This window comes from Paenibacillus sp. FSL M7-1455, assembly GCF_038004655.1.
GTDB lineage: Bacteria > Bacillota > Bacilli > Paenibacillales > Paenibacillaceae > Paenibacillus_AQ > Paenibacillus_AQ cookii.
This window is the reverse complement of the sequence record NZ_JBBORO010000001.1, coordinates 4,844,159-4,862,400: the sequence shown is the minus strand read 5'-3', so window position 1 is coordinate 4,862,400 and position 18,242 is coordinate 4,844,159. Positions and strand designations below refer to the sequence as shown.

14 protein-coding genes and 2 tRNA genes are annotated in these 18,242 nt (G+C 47.3%); 11 read left to right on the top strand and 5 right to left on the bottom strand.

Translation table 11 applies throughout. From position 1 onward, the window contains the following. Positions 1–372 precede the first annotated feature (372 nt). Positions 373–1,566 carry a transposase gene (locus tag NYE48_RS22390; RefSeq protein WP_016311143.1) on the top strand — a complete coding sequence of 398 codons (1,194 nt, stop codon included), beginning with the start codon at positions 373–375 and terminating at the stop codon, positions 1,564–1,566. A gap of 908 nt (positions 1,567–2,474) precedes the next feature. Further along, positions 2,475–3,344, top strand: a complete 870-nt coding sequence (locus NYE48_RS22385) for an EamA family transporter (RefSeq protein ID WP_036715568.1) — start codon at positions 2,475–2,477, stop codon at positions 3,342–3,344. A 155-nt stretch (positions 3,345–3,499) separates the two neighbouring features. On the opposite strand, the gene NYE48_RS22380 is transcribed toward NYE48_RS22385, so the two are convergent. Continuing rightward, positions 3,500–4,450, bottom strand: a complete 951-nt coding sequence (locus NYE48_RS22380) for a helix-turn-helix transcriptional regulator (protein WP_036715565.1) — start codon at positions 4,448–4,450, stop codon at positions 3,500–3,502. Positions 4,451–4,703: 253 nt separating this feature from the next. Here NYE48_RS22380 and modA point away from each other — a divergent pair, with 253 nt between their 5' ends. From modA to NYE48_RS22360, 4 genes are all read left to right on the top strand, one after another. Beyond that, positions 4,704–5,552 carry a molybdate ABC transporter substrate-binding protein gene (gene modA, locus NYE48_RS22375; RefSeq protein WP_341000000.1) on the top strand — a complete coding sequence of 283 codons (849 nt, stop codon included), beginning with the start codon at positions 4,704–4,706 and terminating at the stop codon, positions 5,550–5,552. A 15-nt stretch (positions 5,553–5,567) separates the two neighbouring features. Beyond that, positions 5,568–6,269: a molybdate ABC transporter permease subunit gene (gene modB, locus NYE48_RS22370; RefSeq protein WP_340999999.1), complete on the top strand. Its 702-nt coding sequence runs from the start codon at positions 5,568–5,570 to the stop codon at positions 6,267–6,269. Positions 6,270–6,588: 319 nt separating this feature from the next. Beyond that, positions 6,589–6,861, top strand: coding sequence for a hypothetical protein (locus NYE48_RS22365; protein ID WP_246537303.1), 273 nt, complete (start codon positions 6,589–6,591; stop codon positions 6,859–6,861). Positions 6,862–6,949: 88 nt separating this feature from the next. Next, positions 6,950–8,104, top strand: a complete 1,155-nt coding sequence (locus tag NYE48_RS22360; protein WP_340999998.1) for a response regulator — start codon at positions 6,950–6,952, stop codon at positions 8,102–8,104. 48 nt (positions 8,105–8,152) lie between these two features. Here the strand turns inward: NYE48_RS22360 and NYE48_RS22355 are convergent, their stop codons facing one another. After that, positions 8,153–11,296 carry a hybrid sensor histidine kinase/response regulator gene (locus tag NYE48_RS22355; protein WP_340999997.1) on the bottom strand — a complete coding sequence of 1,048 codons (3,144 nt, stop codon included), beginning with the start codon at positions 11,294–11,296 and terminating at the stop codon, positions 8,153–8,155. Between the two features lie 555 nt (positions 11,297–11,851). Beyond that, on the bottom strand, positions 11,852–12,013 hold the full coding sequence (locus NYE48_RS22350) for a hypothetical protein (protein ID WP_340999996.1): 162 nt from the start codon (positions 12,011–12,013) through the stop codon (positions 11,852–11,854). A 241-nt stretch (positions 12,014–12,254) separates the two neighbouring features. On the opposite strand from NYE48_RS22350, the gene NYE48_RS22345 reads away from it, so the two are divergent. The 3 genes from NYE48_RS22345 (at position 12,255) to NYE48_RS22335 (ending at position 14,495) form a co-directional block, all read left to right on the top strand. After that, positions 12,255–12,328: transfer RNA gene (locus NYE48_RS22345), tRNA-Pro, on the top strand. A 591-nt stretch (positions 12,329–12,919) separates the two neighbouring features. Further along, positions 12,920–13,468, top strand: a complete 549-nt coding sequence (locus NYE48_RS22340) for a hypothetical protein (RefSeq protein ID WP_340999995.1) — start codon at positions 12,920–12,922, stop codon at positions 13,466–13,468. 361 nt (positions 13,469–13,829) lie between these two features. Next, entirely contained in the window at positions 13,830–14,495 is a 666-nt protein-coding gene (locus NYE48_RS22335) for a hypothetical protein (protein ID WP_340999994.1), read from the top strand. Here NYE48_RS22335 and NYE48_RS22330 read toward each other — a convergent pair. Then, positions 14,467–16,509 (bottom strand): serine/threonine-protein kinase, encoded by a 2,043-nt coding sequence (locus NYE48_RS22330; protein WP_340999993.1) that lies wholly within the window; start codon positions 16,507–16,509, stop codon positions 14,467–14,469. The two genes, NYE48_RS22335 and NYE48_RS22330, sit on opposite strands and share 29 nt — an antisense overlap. A gap of 506 nt (positions 16,510–17,015) precedes the next feature. On the opposite strand from NYE48_RS22330, the gene NYE48_RS22325 reads away from it, so the two are divergent. Together NYE48_RS22325 and NYE48_RS22320 are read left to right on the top strand one after the other, a co-directional pair. Then, a tRNA-Pro gene (locus tag NYE48_RS22325) sits at positions 17,016–17,089 on the top strand. 234 nt (positions 17,090–17,323) lie between these two features. Continuing rightward, positions 17,324–17,518 (top strand): hypothetical protein, encoded by a 195-nt coding sequence (locus NYE48_RS22320; protein ID WP_246537348.1) that lies wholly within the window; start codon positions 17,324–17,326, stop codon positions 17,516–17,518. A 67-nt stretch (positions 17,519–17,585) separates the two neighbouring features. Here NYE48_RS22320 and NYE48_RS22315 read toward each other — a convergent pair whose 3' ends face one another. Continuing rightward, positions 17,586–18,188, bottom strand: coding sequence for a nucleotidyltransferase domain-containing protein (locus tag NYE48_RS22315; RefSeq protein WP_340999991.1), 603 nt, complete (start codon positions 18,186–18,188; stop codon positions 17,586–17,588). Between the last annotated feature and the right edge of the window lie 54 nt (positions 18,189–18,242).

Genomic DNA, 18,242 nt, shown 5'->3' with positions numbered 1-18,242 from the left:
TATATTAAGTCATACAGAAAAAAAACGGCCAAAAATCGATAAATTACCTGTAGATCCAGTAGATCACGAACTAACAACCCTGGGGCTTTTTTTCACGGCACCTTATGTTTTAAATTACAGCAATACCCTTATCAGCTTACCTATCAAAAAAAAGACTGACTATAGAATTGTTGTTTCTGAGATTGCCCCGCATTTCGAGGATGTCCTAAAAATTTCTTATCCAAGTATAACTTATATTAATATTGAGCGTTTTGCAGTAATCTGAGGCCTTGAGCCGTAAGGATTTTCGGACATAAAAAAGGGACTTCACCCCAACTTGGAGAAGTTTTCAAGTGACCAAACCCAAAAACCTCAAGGATGGAGGAAGTCACTTTGTATATTCTCCAAGAATGTCTGTTTTCCTTCGAAGAACTTTTAAAAATTCAACCCAAGGAGAGATTGCCGATCTTCTTCAGCTCTCTCGATCTGAGACCGTATGCCAAGGAACTGAGAAGCCGTTCACCCCGAGGCGCTGAGGGATACTGCAGACAAGGTATTCTACGAGCACTCTTGGCTGCGCCGCTTGAAGGAATAAGTACCTTTTCAGGGTTGCATAAGCGTTTGGATACGGATCTCCGGTTTCGTTATCAGTGTGGTCTTCCGCTGGATCGAGAAGCTCCTTCCATATCCACATTAAGCCGAGTTTTCTCAGAACTGACGAGAAAGGACTTGGCAAAACGGCTTTTTGAGGATTTGGTCACACGCTGTCAGCAGGAAGGTATCATAGAAGGCAGTAACGTCGCCATAGACAGCGCCGCTCTCCGCGCTTACGAGAAAAAGCAGCCCAAACGCAAAAGCGAGCAAACGGGTAATGCGAACTGGGGCGCAAAAATTGATTCCTTCGGCAATAAAATCACATGGTTTGGTTACAAAATTCATCTGGCGGTCGATACGAAAAGTGAATTGCCGATCGCCTTGGAAGTAACGCCGGCGCATGTCAATGATGGAGAAATGGCGCCGGGCCTGATCGAGAAAACAGCGTCCAGGACGAGCACACGATTTTTCATACTCGATGCGGGCTACGACCAAATGAAAGTTTATGAGGCCGCCCGCAACGTCAAGGCACAAGCCATCATTCCCCTTAATCTTCGGGGGGAGAAGGAACCGCCTGCTGGCATGACCTCGAACGGAACACCGTGCTGTTCCATGGGTTATGCGATGACATACTGGGGAGTTGACGGCGATATGCATAAATTTCGCTGCCCGCATGCCACGGGTAAAGTCGACTGTCCGCTTGGCATGGCTGCCTGCTCGTCTTCAAACTATGGAATGGTCGTCAAAGTAAATGCGAAGGATGATCTCCGGCGATACAGCATCCCTCATCGGGATACAAAGCGTTGGAAGGAACTTTACAATGAACGAACCAGCGTAGAACGCTGCAACTCCCGATTGAAAACCTATTTGACGGCAGACGCCGCACATGTCCGGGGCATTCAGAAAGTCACAACTCACCAGTATTTGAATGCCATTGTTCTGCTTGCATCTGCGCTCGCCGTTTCTCATCATTCAAAACGGGCTGCCGCTTAAAAAACGAGCTGTTCTAAAATTCTGCAAGTCTGCCCTTTTATTCATCCATATAATACCATTTTCGAAAATTACCCCTTAACGACAGTGAATATGCTATCGCTTCTTCTCTGAAACGGAATTATGCAAAACACTCAATATTGAAAAAATACGCCAGGAATCAAGGGAAACGTTTATAAAATCCTTATATAATAATGAACTTACCGACTTTCTGATTGATATCTATGGATCAGACTGCCAAGAGAAAATTATCACTAATTTTCCACAATACGATTCCCAAGTGTATAATGTTAATCTATCTTTAATTTCAAAAACATATAATCGAGAAGTAGAACTGGCTTGGAAGTTTATTAAATCAACGTATTTAAGCACACAGAACTTTTTTAATATAAGCCCCAAGGAGTGGATTTTTAACGATGATTTTCGAGAGCATGTATCTGTACAATCCTTAGCAGCAGTGTGTGAATCAATGTGGATTACAGTAAATACGAATTTAAATAAAATAACCCATTTAACAGTTTGTTGAATACCAACTCAGAGCTCTGTTGCCGAAATTAGCAACCAGCCCAAAGGGTGTCAGCAAGACAGCGTTTGAGGTGGCACTCATCATATGGTCCTTTGCTGTGGTCCTAACCGGAAAGTGATTTGTACTAGCTATGTGCTGGAACCCTGGGCGGCGTGTGTGACCTGCTGCAGGCTTGAAGAGATTTTGGCGGACAAGGGATAGGGCGATTTCTTTTGCGGCAAGGGTTTTCTGCCTTGACTGCGTTTCCGATATGGTGAAGAGGCAGGGAATTTATGGGCCTCCCGGCGAGTAAACGGCTTTAAAATCCATATGCTATACAATTAAGGGTCAGATACATAAAGATCGGATCGGCGGCATCTTGGCATCAAAGGGGGACTGATCGGCAATGTGGATTGCCTTTGCATTTGGGGCGGCGCTGTTCGCCGGCATCACATCGATTCTTGCCAAAATCGGGATCCGCAACGTGGATTCTAACTTGGCCACCGCGCTGCGCACGTGGGTCGTTTTGATTTTCTCCTGGCTGATGGTTTTTGTGGTCGGGTCGCAGAACACGATCGCGGCTTTAAGCGGAAAAAGCTTGCTGTTTCTCCTGTTGTCCGGCCTGACGACGGGAGCTTCTTGGATTTGTTATTTCCGGGCTTTGCAGCTCGGGGACGTCAACAAGGTCGTGCCGGTGGATAAATCAAGCAACGTGCTTACGATGATTTTGGCGTTTATGTTTCTCGGCGAGCGGCTGACCTGGGCGAACGCGATCGGGATGGTCGTCATTGCGGCCGGAACGTACCTGATGATCCAGAAAAGCAAATCGGAAAAGGCCGCGGCCGCCGTCCGCGGAAGCTGGCTCATTTACGCCTGTTTGTCGGCGCTGTTTGCCGCCCTGACTTCGATTTTGGGCAAAATCGGGATCGAAGGCGTCGAATCCAACCTCGGGACGGCGATCCGGACCGTCGTTGTGCTCATCATGGCCTGGCTGATCGTGTTTATCCAGAAAAAGCAGGGCGACATGAAGCGGATCGACCGGAAAAGCTGGCTGTTTATCATTTTGTCCGGACTGGCGACGGGGCTGTCGTGGTTATGCTTTTACAAAGCGCTGCAGGACGGCCCGGCAAGCGTCGTGGTACCGATCGACAAGCTCAGCATTTTGCTTACGGTGCTGTTTGCCTTCGTGTTCCTGAGGGAAAAGCTGTCGATCAAAGCGACGGCCGGACTCGTGCTGCTGACGGCAGGAACGCTTCTTTTGCTGCTCAAAGGATAGCGGAATAAGCCCGCAAAAGTCGGGCCGACGGCCTCGAAGCCGATTCAGGTACTTTGCGGGGGCGCCGGAGAGTCTAAATTCTTATGGAAGGAAAAAGGAGCTGTCCCAAAGGTCGCTTTGGACCCGGGCAGCTCCTTTTAATTATGAGAAGGCGGTCACGTCTCGAACAAAACTTCCCCCGTGCGCGACAAGTCGTACCCCGCGATCGTTTGCAGCTCCTTCCGGAACTCCTCCGAACGCAAAATGTCCAGCAGCGCCCCGATCCATGCCCTATTCTCCGGCTTTTTCAGCATCACCAGATCGTAGCGCTCCTGAATGAGCGGGATAAAATCGACCTGCCCGACGATGGCCGCGGCTTTTTCGATGCCGACGCCGACGTCGGCTTCGCCGGAAGCGACCTTGCCCGCCACCCCGAGATGATTGGTCTGCTCTTCTTCGTACCCTTCAATCTGCTGCGGCCGGATGCTGTGCAGGCGGAGCTGCTCGTCCAGCAGGACGCGCGCGCCGGAGCCTTTTTCGCGGTTCATCAGCCGCAGGCCGGGGCGGCCCAGGTCGGCCCAGCCGCCGAGACCGAGCGGATTGCCTTTTTGCACGTACAGCCCGGCTTGCCTCGACAGCAGGTTCACGACCATGTAGGAAGAGCCGACAAGCAGCTTGCGGATGTACGGGATGTTGTATTCGCCGGTATCCCCGTCCAGCAAATGGGTGCTGACGATGTCCGACTCCCCGCGGTACATGGCGATCAAGCTGTCCAGGCTTCCGACGTAGGCGCGCAGCGGGCGGACGCCGGGAATGCCCTTTTCCATATATTTGACCAAAATGTCGAGGCTGATATCCTGTCCCGTCACGACCAGCGGGCGAACTCCGTTCATGGCCGGCGCGGCGGAAAGGGGAAGGTTGTCGGCCGCTTGGACGGGGATTGACGCCGTTCGGGTGCCTTTGGCCCGCTGCTTGTAAGCTTCGAGATCCGCCGCGTCCACGCGCATCTGTTTGCCGACGCGGTAGGACGGAAGCTCTCCTTTTTTGATCAGATCGTAAACGGTGAGCTTGGATATTTTCAGCATTTTGGCGATTTCTTCGGTTGTATAGGATATATCGCTGGACATGGAAATCCTCCTCGTTCAAAACAAACGCTCGTTTGGCAAAAGCCTTATGATCCTTGTTCCATTGTAACATGCCGATTTTGCAAAAAGCCAAGAAACATACTGCTTCTTGATCATCAAGCGGAGTGCGGCCCAACGGATTTGTTGTCCGATTGTGAAACATTTCTGAAATAGGTTTACAATGCGTGTAACGCCCCATATAATTTATATCAATTATAACTATTTATAACTAAATATAATGATCTGGAGTGCTAACATGCGAAAAATGTATCGAAACAGTATGGTTTGGTTTGTTTTTGCGCTGATTCTGGCGTTGGCGACAGGCTGCGGAAACGCGACAAAAACGGATGCCAACCCTCAAGCAGCGTCAGGTTCGAATCCAGCGGCACCGGATGCGAAGCCGTCTTCCAAAGTGGACTTGACGATTTCCGCGGCCGCAAGCATGACCGGTGCGCTTGAGGAAATCAAGGCCGCCTACGAGAAGTCCCATCCCGACGTGGAGCTGAATTTCAATTTCGGCGGCTCCGGCGCGCTGCAAAAGCAAATCGAGCAGGGAGCCCCGGCAGACCTGTTTCTCTCCGCCGCCGTCAAAAACATGAAGCCGCTTGTCGAGCAGGGACTCATCGGGGAAGGCAAGGAGACGACCCTCCTGAAAAACGAGCTGGTCGCCGTCGTGCCGGCGGATTCCGCCAGTCCGGTCGGCAGCATCGGAGACTTGGGCAAAGCTGAGGTCAAAAGGATCGCGATCGGCATTCCGGAAAGCGTGCCCGCAGGCAATTACGCGAAGGAAGCGCTGACGAACGCGAAGCTGTGGGAGCCGCTTCAGCCGAAGCTGGTCCAGGCCAAAGACGTGCGGCAGGTGCTTCAATACGTCGAAACGGGCAATGCCGACGCCGGGTTCGTCTATAAAACGGACGCGTTGTCTTCTTCGAAAATCAGCATCGCGTTTACGGTGGACCAGGCCTCCTATTCGGCGGTGGAATATCCGGTCGGGATCGTCAAAGCCACCAAACATGCGCGGGAAGCGGAGGATTTTTACGAATATTTGCAGTCGCAAGCTGCGCTTGACGTCTTTGTCAAATACGGCTTTTCCGTTCCGGAGTAAAAAGGATGTGTGGATATGAACTGGCATGATTTTTGGCCCCCCGTCCGCATTTCGCTTCAGGTGGCGGCGTTGTCGAGCGTGATCGTGCTGATCCTGGGCACGGCTGCGGCCTGGTGGATGTCCCGAAGAAGATTCAAGGGCAAAATCGTGCTCGAAACCGTCCTGATGCTGCCGCTGGTGCTTCCTCCGACGGTCGTCGGCTTTTTGCTTTTGGTGCTGCTCGGACGGAAAAGCTGGATCGGACAGGCCGCCGAACGGCTGTTTGACGCGCCGGTGATTTTCTCCTGGTGGGCAGCGGTGATCGCCGCCGTGGTCGTATCTTTTCCGCTGGTATACCAAACGATGAAAAACGGCTTTGCCACCGTCGATCCCGAACTCGAAAACGCCGGGCGCGCGAACGGCGCTAGCGAATGGCAGGTGTTTCGATACATTACGCTGCCGCTTGCAATCCATGCGGTCGGTACCGCCTTTATCCTCGGCTTCGCGCGCGGGCTCGGGGAATTCGGGGCGACGCTCATGATCGCGGGCAACATCCCGGGCAAAACCCAAACCATCCCGACGGCGATCTACGTGGCGGTGGATGCGGGCAATACGCCGATGGCATGGGCATGGACGGCGGCCATTGTCGCGATTTCGTTCCTGATGCTGTTACTGACGGGACGCCGAAATCCGCCGGAATCCACCCGGGCGGCCGTCCAGCCCCGAAAATCTTTATAGGCGCGCTTTTGGCAAAGATACTGCGCAGAAATGAACAAAAGCTTGATTTGGTGCTTGCACCGGGTCAAGCTTTTTTGGCGATTGGGGATGCCAGGTCATTTCGAAAAAAATTTTTTAAAGCATTTCTTTTTATGTTTTCGGCATGTTTTTTGCGGCCGCCCTGAACCTGTTTCTTTGGTCCTAGCGTTCATTTTTCAGAATATATTCAGAGCCCTATGCTTAAATAGCCTTATACTCGCTGAAATGGGAGGGGGGCGTAATGATTCCATCGATTGTCTTGGCAGCAAATAACGTAAAAGATTTGTGTGGTGATCAATTAATGTTATCTGAAATACAGCAGGAGGCGCTGAACAAGGCGCAGCAGCATGGGGGAAAATTGGTCCGCTGGAGGCAAGGCGGATACTGGACGTATGAGGAAGCCGTATCGAAATTAAGGGATCGTTCTCCAAGCGTGTCCGATTTGGAATGGTATTGCACGACCAACACCATTTTCGCGCTCGTCCGGCGCGGGTACATGGCAATGGACGATTGGGAAAATTGTTCGGTCGTCCAAGAGGAAACAGAGGATCGCATCCTGCAAAAAGAATCATAGAAGAGTCGGGTTTCTCGGTTCAACTGGACACGTTTTGCTGTTAAAATGAAAGTAAGAGAATGCAGCGCTGCCCAGGAGGAGAGAAGCCTTGAAGGTAATAATCGTCGATGATGAAAAACTGGCTTTATTGAAGTTGGAAAAACTTCTGCATTCACAGATCGGGGCAAACCTTCATTTGGAACTGGTGGGAGCTTATCAGGATCCTTACGCTGCACTTGCCGCCGCCCGGGAAGTGCGGCCCGATGTCGCTTTTTTGGATATCGAAATGCCGGAGGTTTCCGGTTTTGAACTGGCGGAGAAGCTGCTGGAGATCCAGCCGCAAATGCAGATCGTTTTTGTTACCGCCTATCAGGATTTTGCGATTAAAGCTTTCGAGGTCAACGCACTCGATTATTTGCTGAAGCCCGTGAACGCGTCGCGCTTGAACGTGACGTTGAACAGGGTCGTCCGATTTTCGCTTCTGAACGCTGCGGGCGCAAATCAGGATCAAGCTGCAAAGACAATGCTTTGCTGCCTGCAAAGTTTGCATTACCGCGACCCGGACGGCCAACCGAAATACTTCCAATGGAAGACGCTGAAAGCGCCGGAATTGTTTGCGTATCTGATTTATTACCGGGACAAGATGGTGAGCAAACAGGCTCTGATCGATTTGCTGTGGCCGGAGCAAGACATGAAAAAAGCAACAACTCAGTTACATACGGCAATCTATCAGATTAGGCAAATGATCAAAACAAGCGGGCTGGATCTTCAAATCAAGTACCATGATGAGGGATACCGCCTGGTTTGGGGCCAAGTAGAACTCGACGTCGAGGCGTGGGAGAACAGCCTTCGCGACGCGCCGCCGGTAACCCCGGATACGCTTCACCGCCATCTAGGAACACTGGACAAGTACACCGGCGATTTTCTGGAGGAGCACCGCTATATATGGGCAGAACCGGAACAGGAACGGATCCGGCTGCTGTGGCTCAATTATGCCAAACCCGTCGCCGAGTGCCACGTCGGGCTTGGGCAGTATGCCGAAGCTGCAAAGCTGTATCAGCAGATGATCGAAAGACTGCCTTTTATGGAGGACGGCTATGCCGGCTTGATGAAGATGTATGCCGGTTTGCATAATTACGCAGAAGTAAGAAGGCTGTATCAACAGCTGAGGGACGTGTTCGACGGCGAATATGCCATGTCCCCAAGCGCGGGTATCACGTCCTGGTACCTGGAATGGGAACAAGGCGTCGCCAGCGGCGCATAAAGTCAATCAAATAGAAAAAGCAGCCTGAACGGATCAGGCTGCTTTTTCCTATTCGTCGAAAAATTCCGGGTTTCGGCCCGGCTCGGAGCTAGGATTCGGTATGACGAATGACATGACCGTGCCTTGCCCCAGCTTGCTCTCAATATGCAGGCCTTTGCCGTAATGCTGCATCAGCCTGCGGTTCGTATTCAGCAATCCGATCCCGCGGGATGCCTGAATGCTGTCGGGGTCGAGGTGAAGCAGCCGCCCGGCTTCCTCTTCGGACATGCCTTTTCCGTTATCCCGAACCTCGAACCTTGTCCCATCCTCCTGGCGGCGGATGCGGATTTCAAGCGTGCCGCCCTGCAGCCTGCTCAGCAGTCCGTGTTTGACCGCATTTTCGACCAGGGGCTGCAGCGTCAGCGGAGGAATGAACAGCGATATTTCCGGATCAATGTCCCATACGACCTCAAGCCGTTCTCCAAAACGTTCTTTTTCGATGTAAAGGTACGCTTCGACCAGATCCAGTTCGTGGGTCAGAGGGACGATTTGTTCCGAATTCAGGAAGTCGATGCTGATCCGCAAATACGAGGTGAACGCGTCGGCCAAATCCCGCATTTTGTCCAAGTCGATTTCGCTTAGGGACATGATCGAATTGATCGTATTAAACAGGAAATGCGGCTGAATTTGCGCCTGCAAATAAGCGGCCTCGATCCTGAGCCTTTCTTCCGCGGATTTTTTTAACGTGCCCAAGGCAAGCACCCGGTATTTCAGCTCCATCGCATCCACCGGTTTGGCGACGTAATCGTTGGCACCGGCGATAAAACCTGCATAAATGTCCTCCGGCCGGCTTCTTGCCGTCAGGAGCAGGATCGGCAGCTCGAAGCTGCTGTAACGTTCCCGGACGATCCGCGTCAGCTCATATCCGGACATATGCGGCATCATGACGTCGGAAACGAGCAGGTCCCAAGACGCGGATTCCAGCAGATTCAGCGCCTCCTTCGCCGACAAGGCCGTTTGGATTTCATAATGTTCCTCCGCAAAAATGCCCGTAAGGACCCGCAGATTGACGGGATCGTCTTCCACGATCAAAATTTTTAATCCTTTGGAGAAACGTTCCGTCATATCGGCCGTTTCGGTGATCAGGCCCGGTTCTGCGGCTGCCGCGGTTTCCTGCATCGGCAGGTTGTCCGGCACGCGTTCGGCCGGGTTCGGTTCGTCGCGTTGTTCCTCCCGGATTTCGGAGGCTTCTTCCGTGCGGCTTTCCGCGATCGGCAGGGAAAAGCTGAACGTTGTCCCCTTTCCAAGGGTGGACTCGGCCGTCAGGCATCCGCCATGCAGTTCGACGAGCTGCCTGCTGATGCTGAGGCCCAAGCCGATGCCGCCGTTTTCATCGTCGCCATGCCCCTGCTCGTAAGGAAGGAAAATCCGTTCAAGCGCTTCCTTCGTGATCCCCCGCCCGGTATCCGACACGTGGATGACGACCTGCTCTCCGTTCAGGCTGGCCGTGACTTCAATGACGCCTTCGTCGGTGAACTTGATGGCATTGTGAAGCAAATTGAATAAAATTTGGGTCAGTCTCTGTTCATCGGCATATACCGAAGGAATCTCCTGCAATGCCATCTTCACTTGGACGGGTTTGCCCTCTGTCATATGGGCAAGCATGCTGATGACGCCGGATACGACCGGTTCAACCTGCAGCGCCTGCCGGCGGAGCATGATCCTTTGATCCTTCAATCGGACGGCATCGAGCAGGTCGCTGAGCAGGTAAGCCATCCGGCGGCTGATCGTGACGAGGAGCTCCATGTTTTTGTGGCCTTCCTCCGTCATCGTATGCTGCTCGCGGGACAGCACCGATTGGGCGATATTGATAATGCCGTGCAGCGGCGTCCGAAGCTCGTGCGAAGTGTTCACCAGGAACTGGTCCTTCCGTTCATCCGCCTCTCGGAGCTGCTTGTTCAGCTTGGCGTTTTCCGCCGCGTTCCGGAAATACCGTTTGAACCAGTAGGCTGAAAATCCGACGATGGCAGCCAGAATATCGACCGGATAATAAATCGGCGTAAAATTCCAATCGAAATTCACGAATCCCCATAGAATGTTCGACATGACGCTCGTTGCCGCCAGGAGGATGATAAACGCATCCTTTTGCTTCCGGCGCACCATTTGGCCGATAAGATAGAAAAACCAGAAGCTCGGCAGCAGGTAGAACAAGCCAAAAACATGATAGGCCCTGGACAGATGGACCAAGTTGGCGGGCGCGATGAGCACGAATAAGACGTACAGGGCGGCAGCGCCTGCAAATCCGATAAACAAAGGCCCCTTCCGGGTTCGTCCGACAAAACTCCTGCCCATCAGCAGCATGCAGAACGTAATGCCCAGATAGGAAAGAATGCGGATTTTCAACATCCACGTGTAATTGAGGGGGAACCAGCGCAAAAGCACGTATTCATGGTCCGAGACGATCGTCAGGCCTGCGAAGACGAGCAGCAGAACGAAGGCAAGCAGCATGTTCTCCCTCGGGTTGATGAGGTACATAATGCCGGCATACAGCGCATGCAGAAGCAGGATCATGAAAACGGAAAGCTGAAAGCCGATCGAATACCACCACTGAAAATCGATCGCCGCCTGCGTGCCGAACCGCAGGGATTGGATGATCCCCCCGCTCGTGGGATCGCTGTAATTGGCGGATTGGATCATGATGTCGATCACGTTTTGCTTGTCCGGGACAAAGGTATTAATGAAAGATACCAGCTCCGGAGTGTACTCCTGTTCAGTCGCTGCCGGGTTTCCGAATTTGCCCACGGTTTTTCCGTTGACGATCACCGTTGAAGCGGCCTTAATTTCCTTGACCCATAATTCATAAGGCTGGTTCAGCGGCTGGTCCACGAGGATGCGAAGCCTGTAAGTGCCGTATCCGAACGATGAGCCGTTTGTGTCGGGCCAAGCCGTACTCCAATCGCCGGGAACCTGAATGTAGCGGCGACCGTCTTTTGCCTGGTCGGCCTGCCTGTTGCCGGAGATCAGCATGTCCGGGTAAAACTCCCACTCTCCGTCCAGCACGATGGAATGCCTGTCGTCCAGATGGATTCCGCGCAGGTCAAGCACGCCATTCTCCACTTTGGGCTGTTGTTCCGTCCCGAACGTATCGGACCAGAACCATCTCACGCAAAGGAGCAGGGCTATGTATATCAGTAATATGGCTGCTTTCTTCATGAAACTACCGTCCCCGTTATTAGAGTAGTTGTCAGCGGATCCTGTTGTTGTCGAGCACCATCTATTATACGACAGGATTCGCCCAGCGTCTGTCCATTCGAAAATTTCGTTTTCGCGAATATGAACTCCTGCGAAACCTTCGACTTCTACATTTCATGCAATCTTCGGGATTGGCGCGGACGGGGGCGTTTGGCAGGTATTTACGCATTCTTTTATTGCGGTATGGACGGATTGGTCCTTACGGTGAATAAGGTTTAAAAAGGCAAGAACGAATGCGAGAGGCATCGGCTTTTTTGCTAAACAGTTCGGTCAAGATGCGGGTGTGAAAAGGAGGAGCAGAGAAGAAACTAATCACATTCAGGTCTCGGCTGGATAGGAAGCCGTTTGGATGAATGGCATATTCCCGGTTTGCTGCATTGTGAAAAGGATACATAACTGCACCGCCGGTCTGAAGAGGTTCGGGAGGGCATGAGGTTAACGCAACTTTTATGAAAAACAACTTACTGTGAACCGTGTTGGTTTGGAATCCGTTTGGTTATCAAGCCAAAGTGGAGTTTAGCGTCCCTGATTGCTGGGTTGGGCAGACTCGCTTCGAGGCGGCTTCACGGATGCTTTGGGAGGCTGCTCGGCCCGTTTGGCTTCTGCGCAACCGACGATCAGAATGCTGAAGGTCATGACTGCCGCGACGACGGAATGCATCTGCCTTGTTGTCATCATTTCACCCCCTTTGGTTTCGCGTCATGGGTCGTTTTGTAACCGCTATCTTATATAACGTTTTTCGTTGGATTCGGTTCCGGCTTTCAAAAAACGTTCACAAGTTCGCAATTGAAAGCGTTCACGTTCTGTTCACAAATACCCGCTGCGGGATTTTGCGAAACAAACATTTTGTTGTTGAAATCGATGGAAGAGGTTGCATATAATGAGATTGTAAGGAGCCGACAAAGGTTCCCGCGATCATCGGGGTATGGCGCAGTCTGGTAGCGCGCACCCTTGGGGTGGGTGAGGCCGTGGGTTCAAATCCCGCTACTCCGATCGTTGTTTATGTATCAAGCTGTTTGTCGTTTTATTCCTTTTGGAAAAGGTAGTAGCAGCCGCAATTAAAAAAATAAAAAACTATACAGATGCTGGAGACCACTTCCCACTCAGCACCCTTTATAAAGTGAAGGAAGTGGTTTTTTGTTGCTAAAATATGCAATTGAGGACTTTATGAAGGATAGGGAGTTAAATGACATTTCCGAATTTACCGCTGATTGGTACTCAAGGGTGTTGAATGAATTTCAAACGTTTTTATCGCATAGAAGAAACTCAAAACGTTGAGGATATTACAACAATAACTATTAAATAGTAGTATTTATTATATTGTCAAAATGAGATAACAAAACATTACGATATCACCCATTTATTATATTATGAACGAACGGGTGGCTGTTTTTACGAAATATTCTGATAGATCACCAAAGAGCCTGATTAAATCGGATGTTTCTAAGCCCAGTACCTATCGTTAAAATCATAGACGAAGGTAGGGAGCAAATTGTAGGAGCATCAAGGAATTTTATTGATTTTATTAGTGATAAAGTCTATAAGATGTGGTTTATAAAAATTTTGAGCAGATAGGAGAAAGAAGTGAAAATCAAAGTTATATCAATAATTATGGTGCTAGTAATATTATTAACAGCTTGTGTCAGCAATAAAAATAAGCCTGAGAACAATGCCGAAAACGATGATAGACAAAAAGAGGTTACCACAAATATAAAAGAAACAGAGTTAGAAAGATTTCCGGTGTGTAATCAAGAAAATTTATCAGAACGAGCATTTTGTTTGATTGAAAATAAACTTTATTCTCAAGTGGAGGAACTGCTATCAGCCAATGATAAGGAAAAAGATAAAGTTATATCGGTATTAAGTACATATGCTTCATGTATGAGCACTTCAGCATTGCCAGATGAATGTGGTAAAGTTTCAGAAAGTGTCCTTTATCTGCACGATAAGAATATCCTCGATAACAACCAAAAGTTGCTATTAATTACAACACTAGAAAATAAAAGAATTGCAGAATTAGAAGAGAAACAAAATAGGTCATTGAAGGAGTATAATGATAAATACTTTGTTCCCGAAATTGGAATGTCTGCCGAAAAAGTCCTTGAGTCAACTTGGGGAAACCACAGAAGATAAATAAAACTACAACCCGATATGGTGTTTATGAACAATGGGTCTATTACGGTGGGAGATATGTATATTTGGAGGACGGGATTGTGAGCAGTATTCAAGAATGAAATATTTTGTCGATTAATGAGTCCATGACGCTTGTCATGGGCTTTACTGTCTGGTTCTAAATTTGCGAGTGAAGTGTAATGAAATTTTAATTTTCATAATTTGGATAAATTATATTACATTCTTTTGGAAATATACTGTGTGTGTCCTGATTTTAATCGTAATGATATTTTAGAACACGTTATAGATGTATTTATTAGATTAGGGATATAATGAATTTTAGATTGATTGTTCTTATATATTTGAGGAAAGGTGAATTGACGTGTTTCGAACTGAAGCAGAGTTAGTCGATAGATTAGTTCAGTATTATCAGAAGTATTTTATAGTTAAAGAACTTGGCGTTGGGTATGGGATATCGGATTTAGTAATAGTTCGAAATAAAGCAGACCTGTTTCGGTTTCTTGAAGCAAGAAATGGAGTTCATTTAAAACATATTGACGAAATCAAAGTATTTGAATATATAAGGAAACGAAATGGAGTTGATTTAGAAGAACTAATCTCTAAACACTATATATCCAAAACAAAAATGAAATACTCTATTATAAAGAACCTTGAAGACGTGGGGGCAATAAAAAGAGGTGATTCTAAATATTATAGAATCCCCTCATTTAAGTTATTTTCACCAACAGTTACCGCTATAGAAGCAAAGCTTGAAGATTGGAACAAGGGTTTAGCACAAGCAATAAGGTATCAACGATTTGCTAATAAGACCTACGTAGCAATGGACGAAAAATATGTTCATAGGGCTGACAAGAGTGAGTTTAGTAAATATAATGTTGGATTGCTATCAGTTGGGACAAAAATAAAAGAACTTGTCAAGCCTTCCGATCAAAAGCCATCTGACTCGATAATGCGATATAAAGTGTCAGAAGAAATCATTTTGAAAAATAAGAAAGCTGCTAAAACTGAGAAACATTATTTAGTTTAACTTTGGAAACTTCTAAAATTACATCTCTCCACGTTTCTATATGTGCATATCCAAAGTTTTTAATTCTTTTCTCACGATTAATATCTTTAATTAATTGAATAGCTGAAGAAGTGCTTTCAATGAATTTATTTAATCTTTCCTGTGGTTCTAAAGCTGAAAGTCGCTCCATTTGTTGGAGTTTTGTATATAAGTGGTGATTAATTGCATTGCTGAACTGACTTAGTTGCTCAGGATTGACAGAACCATTACAGTACATGCAGTTACATATGCATTTCTTTCCTGCATTAGTCGAAAGAATATCTTGGAGGATGTTTTTATTAAATAGTCCCATTAAAGTCTCAACATAATATCTCCTTACAGCCCCACCAGCTGTTTTTTCAGCTTTATTTAGCAACTCTTCACGGAAATTATCGCTTTGGCCCAAGCCAGTAGCTATTGTATTGGCTCCCAAGGCTAATAAGCCTAGTGAGAAATCATTAATTCGAGTTAAAATAATTTCTTTTTTTGTTTCAGCAAGCAATTTTACGAGAAAAGCATAGGAGTAATAATGATTGCTATTCGTTGAATCAAAGCTTCCTGCGATTTGTAGGTAATATCCGTCTGGATTCGCCGAAGTAATTAGATTAACCAGATCCTTTATTTTGTCGGTCTCCTCATACTGTTCAATATCGAGTGAAATACCATAATATAAAGGTAATTTAATGTTCTTGTCCAATAAGTATGATTTACTTTCTTTAAACGTGTTATAGTCCACGTTTATCCAACCGCTGTCGTCCTTATTTATGAAGTGAAAAGGAGACAATAGCAAAGTTGCGCCGAATTTCATTTGGTAATCTAGAGCCCCCTTAACTCGTTGCTGAATGGCTGTTGAAGTTAGGAAATCTTTAGGTGTTTCCTTTCTTAATGTGTTAATTAAGTATGGAAGTTTCCTATAAGTTGTCTTTTGTGTGAAAGCTGAGTAACCTAATGTTTGTGTAGAAGGGTCAATTATCAGCTTTAAATTTTGTTCCTTAGCTAGTATTTGAAAGTTCTTGGGTGACTGTATTAGTTGAGGAGCACTAAAAATAGCTCCTTTTATTTTGTTCTGATTATGGTAGGTGACTACTGACTTTGCATCATTATGAATCGTCATAGGGAGAAATTCTAAGTTAGTATTAAAATAAACAGAGGTGATTTTAGAAGATGTTCTGTTTGTAAAACGTCTATGTCTATCCAGTCTAAGAATTATTTCCTCAAATGAAATAGAACGTTCGTACGGTTCTTTTTTTAGTAAGACTTCAACCATTTCAGAAATATCGATTGGAACAGTAGGGGTTAATTTAGCCAATGGTTCAGGAATCTCGGTAAGAATTTTCCTGATCGCCTCTAACTGGTTGCTCATTTTTAAAGGTCTCTCCCCAGCAATTGCTTCATACAAAATTACAGCAGCTGAGTAATAATCTGCTCTGTAATCAATCTCTTTTGCAGAATTAAGTTGCTCAGGAGGCATATAAGCATATGTACCCATCATATGTCCTGTGACTGTTAGAGTACTTGCATCGATTAGCTTTGATATGCCAAAATCTAATATTTTTATATCGTGATGTTTATTGGTCACCATTATATTCGCAGGTTTCAAATCACGATGAATTACATTTTCCTTATGAAGAGCGTTTATACCGAGGAAAAGGTTTTTTGCTAATAAGCAGGCATCTTGTATAGTAAGAGTGTTTTTTGCTAAATACTCCTCTAGTGTATCCCCTTGAGCGTACTCCATTACGATATAGCGGTACTTTTGAAGTCCATCACTAATAAAACCATCGTCTATATATTTCACCACATATGGATTATCTATTTCTTTAAGGATTCTAATCTCCCTTTCAATTCTTCTAGAATCTATAGCTTCTTTGTTCATAATGTTTTCCCGAATTAATTTCAAAGCGTAATAGATTCCGTTTTTTTCAACTTGATAAGTAGTACCAAAGGTTCCCCCACCTAAATTTCGGATAATCTCATAGCCGTTGATATTCTGCACTAGACAATTCCTCCGTAAAATAGATATATTTTCCTATAGACATATTGAATCATATTTTTGCTTGTAGTTAAAGTGCTGCTTGTTAATTGTTTTATGTACAATTTAAAAGAGACGGCTTCACTCGTTTGTTTTAATAACTGTACTTAGGAAGACATGGAAAAATTAAAGGAGGTTGGCATCCATTCTTTCTTAGTTTGATCTTTTTTTGTTTTCCGTATCATTTTATATTTCGTCCGTAAGCTAAAAATCATAATCGTATCTATTTATTTTCCTCCTCAAAGTGTCTTCTAATTTAATTAAGTGTTAATGAATTAAAAAGTTAAGCGTTTTAGCAGAAGAGGGGATGGAGGCGATACTCTAATGATTTTTCGTCCTCTTTACACATAAATACGATCATTTTATAATAGTAAATAATTACAGCAAGTGAGAAGTGGTCATATGCCTGGAATCGTTGAAATACAAAGGGCAGATGCATAACAGCACTGAATCATACATTCCTCTTTCATCGGGGTATGGCGCAGTCTGGTAGCGCGCACCCTTGGGGTGGGTGAGGCCGTGGGTTCAAATCCCGCTACTCCGATCGAGTTCCATTCATCAAACAGGAAAAAGCGTGCACGAAAAGTCTCGGCTTTCGGTGGACGCTTTTTTTGTCCTCTCTCGAAATAAAAACGAAAATATCCCCGGCTAAACGATAGGGGAAAGCAGGATTCGTGTCAGACCGTTACGGTCGATGGCCGTCTGCCGCCAGCCTCAAACTGCGACAAGAGGGCGCGCTTATGGTAGAATTTAGGGAAGCATATGCGAGGTGATCGAAATGAGCCGTTTTATGAAGCCGCTGACCTCTTCGCTGCACCTGTATACCGCGATGGCTGAACGCGTGCCGATCGTCGTTTTTATCGGGAATGAACTCGTCGGCGCCGGGCGGATCGCAGAGATTTCGGAAGATAGCGTGAAAATCGGCGGAGAGCGGTACATGCGTGGAGTATGTACGTTTAAATATGCCAGTTAAAAATACCGCCTCTTTTTCATGATGCAAACGCAAAATGGATTGGAGGCGGTATGTATTTGGATGTGATTTATGCACCATTCTCCCGTTCCAAATCATCTTTCAGCGCTTCAACCCACAGCTTGTTCCCGCCCGCCTGGATCAGATGCTTCAGCAGCCACGCCTTCGATCGGCGATCATCGATCCGCTCCAAATAGACGCGAAAGTCATGCTCGTCTTCCGGCCGCGTGCCCAGGCTTTTGAACAGCAGCTGCCACGCCGGATTGACGTAAGGCCGGGGCAAGTCTCCCATCGCAAAGTCGTCGAGTAGCATGGTGATGTTCCGGTTTTTACGGAAAATGACTTGCTCTTGGTTTCGTTCGGTCAGGAGAATTTCGAGAAATTGCGGGCCTTTGAACAGGTGCAGACAATATCGCGGCAGTTCGACATCTCCCAAATGACGGACCGGATCCAGCCTGTGTTCCCCGGGAATGGCTACGTTGATGTCCCAATCTTTGAAGAAGTAGAGCGCATACTCCAAATCCTCTCTAAAAATGCAAATATCCATATCTTTATGGCTTCGAGTCGCTTCTCCGACGGCCAAATCGATCGTCCAGCCCCCGGCAATGAACCAGGGCTTTGCGAATGAGGCCATGAGCGACTCGATCTGGTCGAGCTCTTGTGCACGGATCATGCTTCCTCCTCCCAGGCATGTTATGCCAGCGTATTTTTGGAATGCAGCTCTTTT

Excerpts from the sequence above, each read along its gene's own strand:
- NYE48_RS22385 (WP_036715568.1), top strand. The coding sequence starts at position 2,475 with ATGTGGATTGCCTTTGCATTTGGGGCGGCGCTGTTCGCCGGCATCACA.
- NYE48_RS22380 (WP_036715565.1), bottom strand. The coding sequence starts at position 4,450 with ATGTCCAGCGATATATCCTATACAACCGAAGAAATCGCCAAAATGCTG.
- modA (WP_341000000.1), top strand. The coding sequence starts at position 4,704 with ATGCGAAAAATGTATCGAAACAGTATGGTTTGGTTTGTTTTTGCGCTG.
- modB (WP_340999999.1), top strand. The coding sequence starts at position 5,568 with ATGAACTGGCATGATTTTTGGCCCCCCGTCCGCATTTCGCTTCAGGTG.
- NYE48_RS22365 (WP_246537303.1), top strand. The coding sequence starts at position 6,589 with ATGTTATCTGAAATACAGCAGGAGGCGCTGAACAAGGCGCAGCAGCAT.
- NYE48_RS22355 (WP_340999997.1), bottom strand. The coding sequence starts at position 11,296 with ATGAAGAAAGCAGCCATATTACTGATATACATAGCCCTGCTCCTTTGC.
- NYE48_RS22350 (WP_340999996.1), bottom strand. The coding sequence starts at position 12,013 with ATGATGACAACAAGGCAGATGCATTCCGTCGTCGCGGCAGTCATGACC.
- NYE48_RS22320 (WP_246537348.1), top strand. The coding sequence starts at position 17,324 with ATGAGCCGTTTTATGAAGCCGCTGACCTCTTCGCTGCACCTGTATACC.
- NYE48_RS22315 (WP_340999991.1), bottom strand. The coding sequence starts at position 18,188 with ATGATCCGTGCACAAGAGCTCGACCAGATCGAGTCGCTCATGGCCTCA.